This is a genomic window from Pseudomonas sp. EB271-G4-1, from assembly GCF_058791355.1.
Map to the genome: position 1 here is coordinate 6,377 of NZ_JBYTEO010000090.1, position 15,377 is coordinate 21,753.

At 61.1% G+C, this 15,377-nt stretch carries 17 protein-coding genes; 2 read left to right on the forward strand and 15 right to left on the reverse strand.

Annotated elements, in window-relative coordinates; translation table 11 throughout:
- Positions 1–63: 63 nt before the first annotated feature.
- The 14 genes from AC3WWR_RS28395 to ccoN (AC3WWR_RS28460) form a co-directional block, all read right to left on the reverse strand.
- A complete protein-coding gene (locus AC3WWR_RS28395) occupies positions 64–747 on the reverse strand; it encodes a sulfite exporter TauE/SafE family protein (RefSeq protein WP_020800662.1) in 684 nt (227 codons plus the stop codon).
- Positions 740–958: a cbb3-type cytochrome oxidase assembly protein CcoS gene (gene ccoS, locus AC3WWR_RS28400; RefSeq protein WP_008057874.1), complete on the reverse strand. Its 219-nt coding sequence runs from the start codon at positions 956–958 to the stop codon at positions 740–742. The genes AC3WWR_RS28395 and ccoS overlap by 8 nt, the downstream gene beginning before the upstream one ends.
- Before the next feature lie 22 nt (positions 959–980).
- On the reverse strand, positions 981–3,434 hold the full coding sequence (locus AC3WWR_RS28405) for a heavy metal translocating P-type ATPase (RefSeq protein ID WP_492599252.1): 2,454 nt from the start codon (positions 3,432–3,434) through the stop codon (positions 981–983).
- A gap of 134 nt (positions 3,435–3,568) precedes the next feature.
- Positions 3,569–4,108: a FixH family protein gene (locus AC3WWR_RS28410; RefSeq protein ID WP_033041221.1), complete on the reverse strand. Its 540-nt coding sequence runs from the start codon at positions 4,106–4,108 to the stop codon at positions 3,569–3,571.
- Positions 4,109–4,119: 11 nt separating this feature from the next.
- Positions 4,120–5,535: a cytochrome c oxidase accessory protein CcoG gene (gene ccoG, locus AC3WWR_RS28415; RefSeq protein WP_033041223.1), complete on the reverse strand. Its 1,416-nt coding sequence runs from the start codon at positions 5,533–5,535 to the stop codon at positions 4,120–4,122.
- Between the two features lie 272 nt (positions 5,536–5,807).
- Positions 5,808–6,011, reverse strand: a complete 204-nt coding sequence (locus AC3WWR_RS28420) for a hypothetical protein (protein WP_083348512.1) — start codon at positions 6,009–6,011, stop codon at positions 5,808–5,810.
- Positions 6,012–6,217: 206 nt separating this feature from the next.
- Positions 6,218–7,201, reverse strand: a complete 984-nt coding sequence (gene ccoP, locus AC3WWR_RS28425) for a cytochrome-c oxidase, cbb3-type subunit III (protein WP_083348513.1) — start codon at positions 7,199–7,201, stop codon at positions 6,218–6,220.
- Positions 7,198–7,383, reverse strand: coding sequence for a CcoQ/FixQ family Cbb3-type cytochrome c oxidase assembly chaperone (locus AC3WWR_RS28430; RefSeq protein WP_003175465.1), 186 nt, complete (start codon positions 7,381–7,383; stop codon positions 7,198–7,200). The genes ccoP (AC3WWR_RS28425) and AC3WWR_RS28430 overlap by 4 nt, the downstream gene beginning before the upstream one ends.
- Positions 7,384–7,388: 5 nt before the next feature.
- Entirely contained in the window at positions 7,389–7,997 is a 609-nt protein-coding gene (gene ccoO / locus AC3WWR_RS28435) for a cytochrome-c oxidase, cbb3-type subunit II (protein ID WP_008057891.1), read from the reverse strand.
- Positions 7,997–9,439: a cytochrome-c oxidase, cbb3-type subunit I gene (gene ccoN, locus AC3WWR_RS28440; RefSeq protein ID WP_020800668.1), complete on the reverse strand. Its 1,443-nt coding sequence runs from the start codon at positions 9,437–9,439 to the stop codon at positions 7,997–7,999. Before ccoN (AC3WWR_RS28440) ends, ccoO (AC3WWR_RS28435) begins: the two co-directional genes overlap by 1 nt.
- Positions 9,440–9,926: 487 nt before the next feature.
- Entirely contained in the window at positions 9,927–10,883 is a 957-nt protein-coding gene (gene ccoP / locus AC3WWR_RS28445; RefSeq protein WP_020800670.1) for a cytochrome-c oxidase, cbb3-type subunit III, read from the reverse strand.
- Positions 10,880–11,077 carry a cbb3-type cytochrome oxidase subunit 3 gene (locus AC3WWR_RS28450; protein WP_020800671.1) on the reverse strand — a complete coding sequence of 66 codons (198 nt, stop codon included), beginning with the start codon at positions 11,075–11,077 and terminating at the stop codon, positions 10,880–10,882. Before AC3WWR_RS28450 ends, ccoP (AC3WWR_RS28445) begins: the two co-directional genes overlap by 4 nt.
- 3 nt (positions 11,078–11,080) lie before the next feature.
- Positions 11,081–11,689, reverse strand: coding sequence for a cytochrome-c oxidase, cbb3-type subunit II (ccoO, locus tag AC3WWR_RS28455; RefSeq protein ID WP_033042279.1), 609 nt, complete (start codon positions 11,687–11,689; stop codon positions 11,081–11,083).
- Positions 11,690–11,699: 10 nt separating this feature from the next.
- Positions 11,700–13,124 carry a cytochrome-c oxidase, cbb3-type subunit I gene (ccoN, locus tag AC3WWR_RS28460; RefSeq protein ID WP_020800673.1) on the reverse strand — a complete coding sequence of 475 codons (1,425 nt, stop codon included), beginning with the start codon at positions 13,122–13,124 and terminating at the stop codon, positions 11,700–11,702.
- 86 nt (positions 13,125–13,210) lie between these two features.
- Here ccoN (AC3WWR_RS28460) and AC3WWR_RS28465 point away from each other — a divergent pair, with 86 nt between their 5' ends.
- Complete coding sequence (locus AC3WWR_RS28465; protein ID WP_492599253.1) at positions 13,211–13,897, forward strand: alpha/beta fold hydrolase; 687 nt, start codon at positions 13,211–13,213, stop codon at positions 13,895–13,897.
- Between the two features lie 66 nt (positions 13,898–13,963).
- Here AC3WWR_RS28465 and AC3WWR_RS28470 read toward each other — a convergent pair whose 3' ends face one another.
- Positions 13,964–14,422, reverse strand: a complete 459-nt coding sequence (locus AC3WWR_RS28470) for a hypothetical protein (RefSeq protein ID WP_492599254.1) — start codon at positions 14,420–14,422, stop codon at positions 13,964–13,966.
- A 203-nt stretch (positions 14,423–14,625) separates the two neighbouring features.
- On the opposite strand from AC3WWR_RS28470, the gene AC3WWR_RS28475 reads away from it, so the two are divergent.
- Positions 14,626–15,159, forward strand: coding sequence for an REP-associated tyrosine transposase (locus tag AC3WWR_RS28475; RefSeq protein WP_492599255.1), 534 nt, complete (start codon positions 14,626–14,628; stop codon positions 15,157–15,159).
- The last annotated feature ends 218 nt before the right edge of the window (positions 15,160–15,377 follow it).

Consider the following 15,377-nt stretch of genomic DNA (forward strand, 5'->3'; position numbering starts at 1 on the left):
CTCCCACAGGTAGGAATGCTTTCAATGTGGGAGCGAGCCTGCTCGCGAAGGGCGCGCCGCGATCTAATGCCCCATGAGCCAATGCTGATGCGGCCCCGGCAAGGTCCAGATGCCGAACAACATCACCAGCAATCCGCCCGCCATGCGCACGCTGCGTTTGCGCAACAACGCCGTCACCCGTTCGGCTGCCAGCCCCGTAGCGAGCAGCACCGGCCAGGTGCCCAGTCCGAACGCCAGCATCAACAATGCGCTGTCCAGCGCATTGCCCTGACTGGCCGACCACAGCAGGGTGCTGTAGACCAGCCCGCAAGGCAGCCAGCCCCAAAGTCCGCCCAACAACAACGCCCGGGGCAGGCTCGACACCGGCAGCAGTCGGTTGGCGACCGGCTGGATATGCCGCCACAGGCCGCGACCGAGGCTTTCGATGCGGGTCAGCCCGCTCCACCAGCCGGCCAGGTACAGGCCCATGGCGATCAGCAGCAGGCCCGCGAGCACGCGCATGAACATCGCCGCCGGGCTGTTGGCCACCGCCCAGCCGGCCAGGCCGATCAACAGGCCGGCGGTGGCATAGCTGAGGATGCGCCCCAGGTTGTAGGCCAGCAGCAGGCGAAAGCGGCGACTGCGTTGTTCCTTGGGAATGGCCAGCGTCAATGCGCCCATCAAGCCGCCGCACATGCCCAGGCAATGACCGCCACCGAGCAGACCGAGGATGACCGCCGACACCAGCAGCGGCGCCAAATCAAGCATGGGGCGGCGCCTTGTCGTCGGGTTTGGGCGGATGGCCGCTGGCCTCGTCGACCGCCGCGGTGTGGTTCGGGTCCTGATCGTCGAACAGGATGCTGTGGGCCGGGCCGTCGAGGTCGTCGTACTGACCGCTGTCGACGGCCCAGAAGAAGATGTAGACAGCGATGGCCACGATCAACAGCGCGGCCGGAATCATCACGTAGAGAGCTGGCATCTGGACTCCATGCCCGCGCGGCTCAGGCCGGCAGCGGGCGGGTTTCTGGCGTGGTGCGTGCAGCCGGCGCGCTCGGCAGGCGAGTCAGGCGCAGGGCGTTGAGCACCACGGTCAACGAACTGAGCGACATGCCGACGGCTGCCCACACCGGTGTGATCCAGCCAAGGGCGGCGAACGGCAACATGAGTCCATTGTACAGCGCGGCCCACAGCAAATTCTCGATGATCACCCGGCGGGTGCGGCGCGCCAGGTTGAACGCTTGCACCAGGGCATCGAGGCGGTTGGACAGGAGTACCGCGTCGGCGCTGGTTTTCGCCAGGTCAGTGGCCGAGCCCATGGCCACGCTGATGTCGGCGGCGGCCAGTACCGGCACATCGTTGACCCCGTCTCCGAGCATCAACACCTTGCGACCTTCCTTGTGCAGTTGTTGCAGGACTTGCAGCTTGTCGTCCGGACGCAAGCCTCCACGGGCTTCATCGATGCCCAATTCAGCCGCGACACTGGCGACCATCGGCGAGCTGTCGCCCGACAGCAACAGGGTGCGCCAGCCACGGGCCTTGCAGGCCGCCAGTAGATCAGGGGCATCGGCGCGCAAACGGTCGTCGAGAACCAGCCACGCCAGCGGGCCCTGGCTATCGCCTAACAGCAGCCATTGCCCGGCTTCCTCCGGTATGGAGGGCACCGTGGCGCCGCTGAGTGCACAGACAAAACCGGGTTGACCGATGCGCAGGCGTTGCTCGCCCACCAGTCCTTCGAGGCCCAGCCCCGGCGTGCTGTGAACCTCTTCGGCGGCCACCGGCGCGCGACCAAAAGCGCGGGCAATCGGGTGTTCTGAGCGGTTCTCCAGTGCGGCGGCGAGACTCAGGCATTGATCGCTGGCAAGCGCGCCGAGGGGGCGGATCGAACGCAGCGCCAGGCGCCCTTCGGTGAGGGTGCCGGTCTTGTCGAAGATCACCGTGTCGATCTGGTTCAGGCCCTCGAGCACGTGACCGCGGGTCAGCAACAAACCCAGCTTGTGCAAGGTGCCGGTGGCGGCGGTCAACGCGGTCGGCGTGGCCAGGGACAGGGCGCACGGGCAGGTCGCGACCAGCATCGCCAGCACGATCCAGAAGGCGCGAGACGGGTCCAGCTCCCACCACAACAGTCCGATACAGGCGCAGGCGATCAGTGTCAGCAACAGGAACCATTGCGCGGCACGGTCGGCGATTTCCGCCAGCCGTGGTTTTTCGGCCTGGGCGCGGTCGAGCAGGCGCACGATGGCCGAGAGACGGGTGTCATGACCGAGGGCCAGGACTTCGACAGTCAACGGGCCTTCCACATTCAGGGTGCCAGCGGTGACGGCATCGCCCGGGGTGCGTGGCTGCGGCAGGTATTCGCCGGTCAGCAGCGATTCGTCGATGCTCGACTGGCCTTCGAGGATCTTGCCGTCGGCCGGCAAAATCGCCCCCGGATGCACCAGCACGTGATCGCCCACCCGCAGTTCACTGAGCAGGATGCGCTCGCTCTGGCCGTCGGCGCTCAGGCGCAGGCAGGAAGCGGGGAGCAAATTGACCAGTTGCGCGGTTGCGGCGGCGGTGCGCTCCCGGGCTCGCCGCTCCAGGTAGCGCCCGGCCAGCAGAAACAGGGCGAACATGCCCACGGCGTCGAAATACAGCTCGCCGACCCCGGTGATCGAGGTCCAGATCCCGGCGATGTAGGCACTGCCAATGGCCAGCGACACCGATACGTCCATGGTCAGGTGCCGTGTGCGCAGGTCGCGCATGGCGCCCTTGAAGAACGGCGCACAGCTGTAGAACACGATCGGTGTGGTGAGGAACAGCGCGACCCAGCGCAGGATGGCGTGCAGCTCGGGGCTGAGGTCGATGTTGAATTCCGGCCATGTCGCCATGGTTGCCATCATCGCCTGGAACCACAACAGCCCGGCCACGCCAAGCTGGCGCAGGGCCAGGCGATTTTCGCTGGCCAGTTGTTCGCTGGCACGATCGGCTTGATAAGGGTGGGCGGCGTAACCGATGTGGCGCAATTCGGCGAGCACCCGGCTCAGGGGCAATTGCCCGTCGGCCCAGCGCACGTGCAAGCGATGGTTGGACAGGTTCAGGCGCGCTTCGGCAACGGCCGGCAAGGTGCGCAGGTGTTTCTCGATCAGCCAGCCGCAGGCGGCGCAACTGATGCCTTCCATCAGGAGCGTGGTTTCGGCCAATTCGCCTTCGTGGCGAACGAAGGGTTGCTGTACGTCGGCGCGGTCGTACAGCGCCAATTCATCGACCAGTTGCACCGGCAGCGCCTCGGGGTTGGCCGAGGCTTCGCTACGATGCTGGTAATAGCTTTGCAAGCCACCTGCGACAATGGCCTCGGCCACGGCTTGGCATCCCGGGCAGCAGAATTCCCGCGGCTCCCCGAGTACGACGGCGGTGAAGCGGCTGCCGCTGGGGACGGGCAGGGCGCAGTGGTAGCAGGGGGTCGGGGTGGTGGTCATGAGGTGTTGTCCGATGATCGTTCCCACGCTCCGCGTGGGAATGCCTCCCCGGACGCTCCGCGTCCGCTTCGGCTGGAACGCGGAGCGTTCCTGGCTGCGTCCCCACGCAGAGCGCGGGGGCGATCAGGTAAGGCTTATTTTTTCAGGTCTTCCGCGCCTTGCAACGGTTCATCACCGAGCAGCAATTCCTTGTCATGGTTGACCAGCTCTTCCTCGAACATGCGCCAGATGTGGTCATCCTGGGTGCCGAGCAGTTCGATAAAGCGGCGGCCTTCGATCTTGTCGCTCAGTTGGCCGATATAGCGGCCCTGTTCGGTGTCGCTGCGGGTGAGGGTGATCTTGCGATCCTTCTCCGGTTGCGTCGGCGAGATCAGGTTCAGCTCAAGCGTGGCAGGCTGGCTATTGCCGCTCAGGCGCAGGTCGACTTCACCGGTCACGTCATCCAGATGAATGCTGGCGCGCATCAGCAGGGTCTGCGCCAACAGTTCACGGTCCAGGGAGCGGTTGATGCCCTTGCCGGCCTCGTAGTAGTTGTCGTTGACCAGGTTGTCCGGGTTCTTCACCGCGATGGTCACCATGGACAAGGTCAGGGTCACCGAGCAGGCCAGGATCCCGATGATGATCCACGGCCAAAGGTGCTTGTACCAGGGACTTGCGGCAGTTGCTGCGGGCATGATCACTTCTCTCAACGATTTTGTGGGCCGATGAATCGGCTCTTGGCTTCAACGTGAATGCTGGCGTCATCGGCGTCCCTGAGGATGAATTTCACCTCGTTGGTGCTCGATGGCAATTGTTCCGGGGCCACGGACAGTTCGACCGGCTGGCTGACGATATCGCCGGCCGCAACCTTGATCTCGCGCCGGCCCTGCAGCTTGAGGTCCGGCAGGCCGGCGGCCTCGAGCAGATAGGTATGGTCGCGCTGGTCCTTGTTCATCACCTTCAGGCTGTAGACGTTCTCGATCCGGCCTTCGGCGTTCTCACGGTACAGCACGCGGTCCTTGCTGACGTCGAAACCGACCAGCGAGCGCATGAAGAACGCGGTCACCAGCACCCCGATCATTGCCAGCAGTACCACGGCATAGCCAATCAGGCGCGGGCGCAGTTTATGGGTTTTCTGCCCGGACAGGTTGTGCTCGGTGGTGTAGCTGATCAGGCCGCGCGGGTATTCCATCTTGTCCATGATGGCGTCGCAGGCATCGATGCACGCCGCGCAGCCGATGCACTCGATCTGCAGGCCGTCGCGGATGTCGATACCGGTCGGACAGACCTGGACGCACATGGTGCAATCGATGCAGTCACCCAGGCCCTGGGCCTTGTAGTCGATGCCTTTCTTGCGCGGGCCACGGCTTTCGCCACGGCGCGGGTCGTAGGAAACGATCAGCGTGTCCTTGTCGAACATCACGCTCTGGAAGCGTGCGTACGGGCACATGTAGATGCACACTTGCTCACGCAGCCAGCCGGCGTTGCCATAGGTGGCGAGCGTGAAGAAACCGACCCAGAAATACGACCAGCCATCGGCTTCACCGGTGAAGAACTCGATCACCAGCTCGCGAATCGGCGTGAAGTAGCCGACGAAGGTCATGCCGGTGACGAAACCTATCAACAGCCACAGGCTGTGCTTGCTGAATTTGCGCAGGAACTTGTTGGCGCTCATCGGCGCCTTGTCGAGTTTGATGCGCTGGTTACGATCGCCTTCGGTGATCTTCTCGCACCACATGAAGATCCAGGTCCAGACGCTCTGCGGGCAGGTGTAGCCGCACCAGACCCGACCGGCGTACACGGTGATGAAGAACAGGCCGAAGGCGGCAATGATCAGCATGCCGGACAGCAGGATGAAATCCTGAGGCCAGAAGGTGGCACCGAAGATGAAGAACTTGCGCTCCGGCAGATTCCACCAGACCGCCTGGTGCCCGCCCCAGTTGAGCCACACCGTGCCGAAATACAGCAGGAACAGGAAAGCGCCACCCGCCATGCGCAAGTTGCGAAACAGGCCGGTGAAGGCGCGGGTGTAGATTTTTTCCCTGGAGGCGTAAAGGTCGACGCTGTTGTTTGCGTTCTTGGTGGGCGGGGTGACGTCGTGTACCGGAATCTGGTTGCTCATCATTGCATCCCACGGCAGTGGAAAAATGCCTCGGTCAGTACGTGCCGACCGCGGTCAAAAAGAGGTGTTGCAGTAGCGCAATGATACGCCTGTCGCTCTAGCTCAAGGGTGCGACCTTTGGTCGCGTTGGGGAAAAAACTCGAATGGTGTAGCGAATGTAACAAAACATGATGCAGGTCAATTGACTATAGCTCAACGGTAGAGCACGACCGAACTGTCGGGGGCGTGGCTTTAGAGCGCAGCGGATGTCCGCTGCGCTCATGAATCACCGCTTAAAGGATATTTCCCCCGCCCAGGCCGTCGAGCCCGCTGCCGGAAAAGTTGGCACGACGCGGCGCAGTTTCCTCAGGTTCAGGTTCTTCGGGTATTTCGCACTCGGTGATGAGGCGCTCGACTGCCGGAACGATTACTTCCTTTGCAGGCTCAGGCATTACCGGACCCCTACAGTCGTCAACGATGTGTTCTTGATCAGACATGGTATGCATTCCTTGTGTAATGACGATTGACTTCCTTGTCCTGGCCAACCCGCTTCATGCTGGTTGCCAGGTCAGTCGACGTTACCCCTGACCGGCCCGCAATCCCATCGAATATAGGTTTCAGATTATGAAACCAGCGCCCATGACAAAACAGCCCCGCCAATTCTCATTGGCGGGGCCGTTCGTTACTGCATCAGGCGTATGCCTTACTGGGCGTCTGCCACTGGAGCCTTCTCGCCATGCGACAGGCTGTAGACGTAAGCGGCCAGCAGGTGAACCTTGTCGTTACCTTGCAGCTGTTCCTGGGCAGGCATCTGGCCCTGGCGTCCGTAACGGATGGTCTGCTGCAGTTGCGCGAAGCTCGAACCGTAGATGAACGCGCCCGGGTGGGTCAGGTTAGGTGCGCCCATCGCTGGGGTACCTTTACCTTCCGGACCGTGGCAAGCCACGCAGTTGGCCGCGAACAGTTTCTGCCCGGCAACCGGGTCAGCCTTGGCGCCTTCCGGCAGCTTGCGGCCATCGAGGTTGGTCAGGACGAAAGCGGCAACGTCCGCTACGCCTTGCTCGCCGATCACATCAGCCCACGCCGGCATCACCGCGTGGCGACCGCCCATGATGGTGGTCTTGATGGTTTCCGCTTCGCCGCCCCAGCGCCAGTCGGCGTCGGTGAGGTTAGGGAAGCCGTAGGCACCCTTGGCGTCGGAGCCGTGGCAGACCGAGCAGTTGGAGGCAAACAGGCGGCCGCCCATTTTCAGCGCTTGAGGGTCCTTGGCGACTTCTTCGATCGGCATGGACGCGAACTTGGCGAAGATCGGACCGAACTTGGCGTCCGAGCGAGCCATTTCCTTTTCCCACTCGTGAACGCCGGTCCAGCCGGTCTGGCCGTTGGCGAACGCGGTCTGCTTTTCGTTATCGAGGTAGTTGTAGCCTGGCAGCAGGCCTTTCCAGTTGCCCAGGCCCGGGTACAGCACCAGGTAACCCAGGGCGAAGATGATGGTGCCCACGAACAGCATGAACCACCATTTCGGCAGGGGGTTGTCGTACTCCTCGATACCGTCGAAGGAGTGGCCAACCGTCTCTTCGGTCGACTCGGTGCGCTGGCCCTTACGGGTCGACAGCAGCAGCCAGGTCAGGGAAAAGATCGTACCGAGACTGAGGACTGTGACATACAGACTCCAGAATGTAGTCATTCTTTGTTACTCCTAGAAGCTTGCTCGACGTGCTTGATGGCTTCGGGATCATCCGCAAAAGGCAGCAAGGTCGCGTCTTCGAACTCCGACTTGCGCTTGGGACTGAACACCCACAACGCCAGACCGATGAAGGCCACCATCACGACAACGGTGCCCAGGCCACGAATCATCCCGATATCCATTTAGATCACCGTTTGCTTTTGATGATGGTACCCAGGCCTTGCAGATAGGCCACCAGCGCGTCCATTTCGGTTTTGCCCTTCACGGCATCCTTGGCACCGGCGATGTCTTCGTCGGTGTAAGGGACGCCGAGCGCGCGCAAGACTTCCATTTTCTTGGCGGTGTCCTTGCCGTCGAGCTTGTTTTCCACGAGGAACGGGTAGGCCGGCATTTTCGACTCAGGCACCACGTTGCGCGGGTTGTACAAGTGCGCACGCTGCCAGTCATCGGAGTAACGACCGCCGACACGGGCCAGGTCCGGACCGGTACGCTTGGAACCCCACAGGAACGGGTGGTCCCACACGCTCTCGCCGGCGACCGAGTAGTGGCCGTAACGTTCGGTTTCAGCACGGAACGGGCGGATCATCTGCGAGTGGCAGCTGACACAACCGTTGGCGATGTAGACATCCCGGCCTTCCAGTTCAAGGGCAGGGCGGGGCTTCATGCCCTCGACCGGCTTGTTGGTGACATCCTGGAAAAACAGCGGAACGATCTGGGTCAGGCCGCCGACACTGACGGCGATAACCATGAAGAAGGCCAGCAGGCCAATATTCTTCTCGACTGCTTCATGCTTCATCAGTGAGCTCCAACTACAACGATCTGTTCGGCAGCTTTAGCCTCTGCCGGGTGCGAGGCACGTACGGTACGCCATACGTTGTAGGCCATGAACAGCATGCCAGTGGCGAAGAACGCACCGCCCAGGGCGCGAACGATGAAGCCAGGGTGGCTGGCTTGCAGCGCTTCGACGAACGAGTAGGTGAGGGTGCCGTCGTCGTTGATTGCACGCCACATCAGGCCCTGGGTGATGCCGTTGACCCACATCGAAGCGATGTACAGCACGGTACCGATGGTCGCGAGCCAGAAGTGCGTGTTGATCAGGCCGATGCTGTGCATCTGCGCGCGACCGAACAGTTTCGGGATCATGTGGTAGATCGCGCCGATCGAGATCATTGCTACCCAGCCGAGTGCGCCGGCGTGTACGTGGCCGATGGTCCAGTCGGTGTAGTGCGACAGCGAGTTGACGGTCTTGATGGCCATCATCGGGCCTTCGAAGGTCGACATGCCGTAGAACGCCAGGGACACCACCAAAAAGCGCAGGATCGGGTCGGTACGCAGCTTATGCCAGGCGCCCGACAGGGTCATCATGCCGTTGATCATGCCGCCCCAGCTTGGCGCCAGCAGGATGATCGACATGGCCATGCCCAGCGATTGGGCCCAGTCCGGCAGTGCGGTGTAGTGCAGGTGGTGCGGACCGGCCCAGATGTACAGGGTGATCAGCGCCCAGAAGTGCACGATGGACAGGCGATAGGAGTAGATCGGACGCTCGGCCTGTTTCGGCACGAAGTAGTACATCATCCCCAGGAAACCGGTGGTCAGGAAGAAGCCTACGGCGTTGTGGCCGTACCACCACTGGATCATCGCGTCGGTCGCGCCCGAGTAGGCCGAGTAGGACTTGAACAGGCTGACCGGCAGCGACATGTGGTTGACGATGTGCAGCATCGCGGTCACGACGATGAAAGCACCGTAGAACCAGTTGCCCACATAGATGTGCTTGGTCTTGCGCTTGGTGATGGTGCCGAAGAACACCAGGCCGTAGGTAACCCAGACAATGGCCAGCAGAATAGCCAGAGGCCATTCCAGCTCAGCGTATTCCTTGGTGGTGGTGTAACCCAGCGGCAAGGTAACGATGGCGCCGACGATCACCGCTTGCCAACCCCAGAAGGTGAAGGCCGCGAGGCTGTCGGAAATCAGTCGCGTTTGGCAGGTTCGCTGCACGACGTAGTAGGAAGTGGCAAACAGTGCACAACCACCGAAGGCGAAAATCACCAGGTTGGTGTGCAACGGGCGCAGGCGTCCAAAGCTCGTCCACGGCAGGCCGAAGTTCAACTCCGGCCAGACCAGTTGCGAGGCGATGAAGACACCGAGCCCCATGCCAAGGATCCCCCAGACCACCGTCATGATGGCGAACTGGCGGACTACCTTATAGTTATAAGCAGTCGGACTGATTGCTGTGCTCATTCTAAGGTTCCACGGTTTGGGTGTTTTATTAGGATTAAAAATCGGCCGCAAGTATGGAGAAAGCAGGGGGTCATTGCAACGCGCCATGACCTGGGTCAATGCGTTCAAATGCTGATTCTGCGGCCTTTCCATGCGCCGCGTAAGGACAAAAATGGCCTCGGACAAAATGTCGCAGTGAACGGAAAAAGCGAGGGGGTTCAGGTCGCTTGTAACAAGGTGTGTTGAAAAGGCCTGGTCGGCGACCGACGGTATTTGGCTCGACAGCCGGTATCTACCAGCGTTTGCGGCCTGTCAGTCAGTCGACGGGGGCGAACACATCGCGCAAGGATGACCTGGAACCGGCACGGGCCAGTCCGCATCGATCAAGCGTAGACCCGAATGCGGGGATTCGAAAGGAGGACTCAGGAAGGGTGTGACAAAAGGAAGCAGCCTGGAGCGTAAAGCTGCAAGCTTCAAGAGTGATCTCGTCGCTTGCAGCTTCTTGTTTTTACTTTTCGCTTGTTGCTTGAAGCTTGCCGCTCAATTGCTCATTCCCTTTTGAAAGGCTGAACACATAAGCCGCGAGCAGTTGCACTTTATCGTTGCCCAGCAACTCATTCTGCGCCGGCATGTGACCCTGGCGACCGTGGCGGATGGTCTGTTCGAGCTGGGTCAGGCTGGTGCCATAAATGAACCCGGCCGGGTGCGTCAGATTCGGCGCGCCCATGGCTGCGGTGCCCTGGCCGTTTGCCCCGTGACAGGCGGTACAGGTGGTGCTGAAGGCTTGCTGACCGGCTTGCAGGTCGGCCTTGTCGTCCGCCGGCAATGGCAGCCCGGCCAGTTCGTGGCGTACATAGGCAGCAACGTTTTTCACCCCTGCTTCGCCGAGGATTTCCCCCCAGGCGGGCATCGCCGCCATGCGCCCACCGAGGATGGTGGCCTTGATGGTGTCGGCGTCGCCGCCCCAGCGCCAGTCACTGTCCGCCAGGTTGGGGAAGCCGAACGCGCCCTTGGCATCCGAGCCGTGGCACACCGAGCAGTTGGAGGCGAACAGGCGCCCACCCATTTTCAGCGCTTGCGGGTCCTTGGCCACTTCTTCCACCGGCATGGCGGCGAATTTGGCGAAGATCGGTCCGAACCGGGCGTCGGCCCTGTCCATTTCCTTTTCCCACTCGTGCACGCCGGTCCAGCCGTTGGCGTAGCCGGGCAGGATGCCTTTCCAGTTACCCAGGCCCGGATAGAGAATCAGGTAGCCGACGGCAAACACCAGGGTGCCGGCGAACAGCATGAACCACCATTGCGGCAACGGGTTGTCGTACTCCTCGATGCCGTCGAAGCTGTGGCCCATGGTCTGGTCGACGCTGCCCTTGGTTTCGCCCTTGCGGGTGCCGATCAGCAGCCAGGTCAGGCCAATCAGGCTGCCGATGGTCAGTACGCAGATCCACGTACTCCAGAAAGTGGTCATGGCCGGGTGCTCCTTGTGGCGGATTCTTCGGGGGTCTGGGCTTGTGGCTCGTCGGCGAACGGCAGCAGTCGCGCTTCGGCGAATTGCGCGCTGCGCTTGGCGTTGAACACCCACAGCGTCAGGCCGACGAAGGCCACGAACACCACGACGGTGCCCAGGCCGCGGATCATTCCAGTACTCATTTCAACGACCATGACTCACCTCTTGCTCTTGATCGCAGTGCCGAGCACTTGCAGGTAGGCGACCAGCGCATCCATCTCCGACTTGCCCTTGAGCGACTCGACGCTGCCTGCGATGTCCTCATCGGTGTAGGGCACGCCGAGGGTACGCATGGCGCGGAGCTTGGTTTCGGTGTGGCCGCTGTCGACCGCGTTGGCCACCAGCCACGGGTACGCTGGCATCTTCGATTCCGGTACCACGTTGCGCGGGTTGTACAAATGCGCGCGGTGCCAGTCATCGGAGTAGCGCGCGCCGACCCTCGCCAGGTCCGGGCCCGTGCGTTTCGAGCCCCAGAGGAACGGGTGATCCCAAACGCTTTCACCGGCCACCGAGTAGTGCCCGTAGCGTTCGGTCTCGGCGCGAAACGGGCGGATCATCTGTGAGTGGCAACCCACGCAGCCTTCGCGGATATAGATGTCGCGGCCTTCCAGTTGCAGTGCGGTGTAGGGCTTCATGCCTTCCACCGGTTTGTTGGTCACGTCCTGGAAGAACAACGGGACGATCTGGGTCAGGCCGCCAATGCTCACGGCCAACACCATCAGCAGCATCAGCAGGCCGACGTTTTTCTCGATTGTTTCGTGTTTCATGGCGGACTCCTCAGGCCATCTGCGCGGCAGCGACGGCGTCGGCAGGCTGCGAGGCCCGCACGGTGCGCCAGGTGTTGTAGGCCATCAGCAACATGCCACTCAGGAAGATCGCCCCGCCTACCAGCCGCACGACGAAGCCCGGATGGCTGGCCACCAGGGTTTCGACGAAGGAGTAGGTCAGCGTGCCGTCTTCGTTCACCGCGCGCCACATCAGGCCCTGGGCGATGCCGTTGACCCACATCGAGGCGATGTACAGCACGGTGCCGATGGTGGCGAGCCAGAAGTGCGCGTTGATCAGGCCGATGCTGTGCATCTGCTCGCGTCCGAAGACTTTGGGGATCATGTGGTACAGCGCGCCGATGGAAATCATCGCCACCCAGCCGAGCGCGCCGGCGTGCACGTGGCCGATGGTCCAGTCGGTGTAGTGGGAGAGGGCGTTGACCGTCTTGATCGCCATCATCGGCCCTTCGAAGGTCGACATGCCGTAGAACGCCAGCGATACCACGAGGAAGCGCAGGATCGGATCGCTGCGCAACTTATGCCAGGCACCGGAGAGCGTCATCATGCCGTTGATCATGCCGCCCCAGCTGGGCGCCAGGAGGATCAGCGACATCACCATGCCCAGCGATTGCGCCCAGTCCGGCAAGGCGGTGTAGTGCAAATGGTGGGGGCCGGCCCAGATGTACAGGGTGATCAGCGCCCAGAAGTGCACGATCGACAGGCGATAGGAATACACCGGGCGCTCGGCCTGTTTGGGCACGAAGTAATACATCATCCCGAGGAAACCGGCGGTGAGGAAAAAGCCCACGGCGTTGTGGCCGTACCACCATTGCACCATCGCGTCGGTGGCGCCGGAGTACAGCGAGTAGGACTTGGTGAAGCTGACGGGCAGTTCCATGTTGTTGACGATGTGCAGGATCGCCACGGTGATGATGAACCCGCCGAAGAACCAGTTACCGACATAGATGTGCTTGGTCTTGCGCTGCATCACTGTGCCGAAGAACACCACGGCGTAGGCGACCCAGACGATGGTGATCAGGATGTCGATCGGCCATTCCAGCTCGGCGTATTCCTTGGAACTGGTGTAGCCCAACGGCAGGCTGATGGCCGCCAGGACAATCACCAGCTGCCAGCCCCAGAAGCAGAACGCAGCTATTTTCGGCGCAAATAATTGCGTCTGGCAGGTGCGTTGTACCGAATAGAACGAACTGGCGAACAAGGCGCAGCCACCGAACGCGAAGATCACCGCGTTGGTGTGCAGCGGGCGCAGGCGGCCGAAGCTGGTCCAGGGCAAATTGAAGTTGAGTTCGGGCCAGACCAACTGGGCAGCGAGAAAAACCCCGAGCCCCATGCCGACGATGCCCCACACCACCGTCATAATGGCGAATTGGCGGACCACCTTGTAGTTGTAGGCGGTACTGATAGAAGTGTTCATGGTTCCCCATCCACGGTTCAGCCGCTGGCTGCACAAACGGTGCACCCTGCGCCTGGAGTTATAGGCAGACTAAAAGCGAGGCAAGCATGGACAAACAGCACATGGCCGGTATTGACGGGGATCAATGGGCGCAGTGCGTGCGTGAAAAGGGATGGTTGTGGGATGCGGCTTCGGGCAAGGCCTCGGCAACCCTGATCCTGGCCCACGGCGCTGGAGCGCCAATGGACAGCGACTGGATGAACGACATGACCGCACGCCTTGTGGCACAAGGCGTCAACGTATTGCGCTTTGAGTTTCCGTACATGGCGCAGCGGCGTGTCGACGGTAGCAAGCGCCCGCCCAATCCGATGCCAAGGCTGCTGGAGTGCTGGCGCGAGGTGTATGACCAGGTGCGACGCCATGTCACTGGGACGCTGGCCATTGGCGGCAAGTCGATGGGCGGACGGGTCGCCAGCATGCTCGCCGATGAGTTGGGTGCCGATGCGTTGGTGTGCCTGGGTTATCCGTTTTATGCCATGGGTAAACCGGAAAAACCGCGGGTGGAGCATCTGGCGGCGTTGAAGACACGCACGTTGATCGTGCAGGGCGAGCGGGATGCGTTGGGCAATCGCGAGGCGGTCGAGGGCTACGCGCTGTCACCGAGTATCGAGGTGTTTTGGCTGGTGGCGGGGGATCATGATTTGAAGCCGTTGAAGGCGTCGGGGTTTAGCCATGAGCAGCATCTGGCGTTGGCTGCAAAGCGCGTTGCGGATGTTGTTCGCGCTGTTAGCTGAAGATTGTGAGATTGAAATGAGTTTTTAGAAAGGCGGGCACAGGGGGGCCACGCCTTCATCACCAGGTCAGGGGATTTTTCGTTCGAAAGAGAACTTGCCTTCGGGCGATTGATGAATGCCCAGGAAGACTGTTTCGAAATAGCCCTCGCTCTGTCGGGTTTTCGGGTCGAGTTTTATATGAACCGTTGCTGAATGCGCAGGGGCGACGCCGAGCTGTCCGTTCCCTATTGAAAAAGCATGATCAAAGGTCAGTCCACCTGTACCGAGAGTGAAGCTGCGGTCTATGACTTCATCGTTTACATAGGGGATGGAGAAGTCATAAAAAAAGATATCGTTGGTGTCATGAGAGCCGGTCCAACCCTCCCATACCCAGTAAAACTGGCCTGGGCTGCCTTCCCATAGGTATGCACCTGTATCACTTGCCTCAATGAATTCGCCTTCAGCGTTGAAGCGCCACTTGAAGATGTCATTGGTTTTTAGAGAGCGCACTTTTTTTAGGGTTTGCAGTCTGCGTTTGTTGTTCATTGTGAATATCCCATTCCTTGAGGTTGATTGATTAAGGCGTTGCCTTCCAAGGCCAATCTAAGCTCAATTGGAATGGTGGGTAACTGTCAAAAGTGACAGTTGCGAAGCCTGTTAGCGCAGCGACGCCATTCGAAAGATCGGCGCAATGCCAGGGACGCTCCGCGTTCCACCCCGCCACACCGCAAGATTCAAGGACGAATCCCATGGGCCGAAGCCGTTTCTCCATCACCGAGCCTGACAAACCCCACTTCCTCACCTGTACCCTCATGGAATGGCTCCCGCTGTTCATCCGCCCCTATATCGTCGACCACCTGCTGGACTGCTGGCGTTACCAGCAAACCCACCACAGCCTCCAGCTGTTTGGTTATGTGGTCCTCGAAAATCACCTGCACTTCGTTGCCCAGGCACCTGACCTGGGCAAGTCCCTGAGCCAGTTCAAATCCTATACCGCGAGACAGATCATCAACGACCTGCAAAGCAAGGGGGCGGATAGAGCCCTACAGCGACTGCGCTTCAGCAAGCGGGCGCACAAGCAGGATCGGGTGTATCAGTTGTGGCAGGAAGGCTCGCACGCGGAAATGGTTTTCAGTGAGTCGGTGATGCACCAGAAGCTCGATTACATCCACAACAACCCGGTGAAGCGGGGGTATGTGGACTTGCCGGAGCACTGGCGTTACTCGAGTGCGAGGAACTACGCGGGGTTGGACGGGTTGATCGAGATTCAGCGCTGGTATTGACGTGCATCACCACACACTGCGGCGCGACTGGAACGCGGAGCGTCCCGGGCTGCATTCCCACGCAGAGCGTGGGAACGATCTTGGGGGGAGGGAGGCAGGTCAGCGATCAACAGCCTCGCAACCCGATCGTTCCCACGCTCCGCGTCACTAGTGTCCGGTAAACATGTTTCATAGCTGAAGGCTGCCTTGGGCAGCCTTCAGCTTTTCTCGCTCCTGCC

Bases quoted from the DNA above. Each gene is read 5' to 3' on its own strand.
- AC3WWR_RS28395 (WP_020800662.1), bottom strand. From the start codon at position 747: ATGCTTGATTTGGCGCCGCTGCTGGTGTCGGCGGTCATCCTCGGTCTG.
- ccoS (WP_008057874.1), bottom strand. From the start codon at position 958: ATGCCAGCTCTCTACGTGATGATTCCGGCCGCGCTGTTGATCGTGGCC.
- AC3WWR_RS28405 (WP_492599252.1), bottom strand. From the start codon at position 3,434: ATGACCACCACCCCGACCCCCTGCTACCACTGCGCCCTGCCCGTCCCC.
- AC3WWR_RS28410 (WP_033041221.1), bottom strand. From the start codon at position 4,108: ATGCCCGCAGCAACTGCCGCAAGTCCCTGGTACAAGCACCTTTGGCCG.
- ccoG (WP_033041223.1), bottom strand. From the start codon at position 5,535: ATGAGCAACCAGATTCCGGTACACGACGTCACCCCGCCCACCAAGAAC.
- AC3WWR_RS28420 (WP_083348512.1), bottom strand. From the start codon at position 6,011: ATGTCTGATCAAGAACACATCGTTGACGACTGTAGGGGTCCGGTAATG.
- ccoP (WP_083348513.1), bottom strand. From the start codon at position 7,201: ATGACTACATTCTGGAGTCTGTATGTCACAGTCCTCAGTCTCGGTACG.
- AC3WWR_RS28430 (WP_003175465.1), bottom strand. From the start codon at position 7,383: ATGGATATCGGGATGATTCGTGGCCTGGGCACCGTTGTCGTGATGGTG.
- ccoO (WP_008057891.1), bottom strand. From the start codon at position 7,997: ATGAAGCATGAAGCAGTCGAGAAGAATATTGGCCTGCTGGCCTTCTTC.
- ccoN (WP_020800668.1), bottom strand. From the start codon at position 9,439: ATGAGCACAGCAATCAGTCCGACTGCTTATAACTATAAGGTAGTCCGC.
- ccoP (WP_020800670.1), bottom strand. From the start codon at position 10,883: ATGACCACTTTCTGGAGTACGTGGATCTGCGTACTGACCATCGGCAGC.
- AC3WWR_RS28450 (WP_020800671.1), bottom strand. From the start codon at position 11,077: ATGGTCGTTGAAATGAGTACTGGAATGATCCGCGGCCTGGGCACCGTC.
- ccoO (WP_033042279.1), bottom strand. From the start codon at position 11,689: ATGAAACACGAAACAATCGAGAAAAACGTCGGCCTGCTGATGCTGCTG.
- ccoN (WP_020800673.1), bottom strand. From the start codon at position 13,124: ATGAACACTTCTATCAGTACCGCCTACAACTACAAGGTGGTCCGCCAA.
- AC3WWR_RS28465 (WP_492599253.1), top strand. From the start codon at position 13,211: ATGGACAAACAGCACATGGCCGGTATTGACGGGGATCAATGGGCGCAG.
- AC3WWR_RS28470 (WP_492599254.1), bottom strand. From the start codon at position 14,422: ATGAACAACAAACGCAGACTGCAAACCCTAAAAAAAGTGCGCTCTCTA.
- AC3WWR_RS28475 (WP_492599255.1), top strand. From the start codon at position 14,626: ATGGGCCGAAGCCGTTTCTCCATCACCGAGCCTGACAAACCCCACTTC.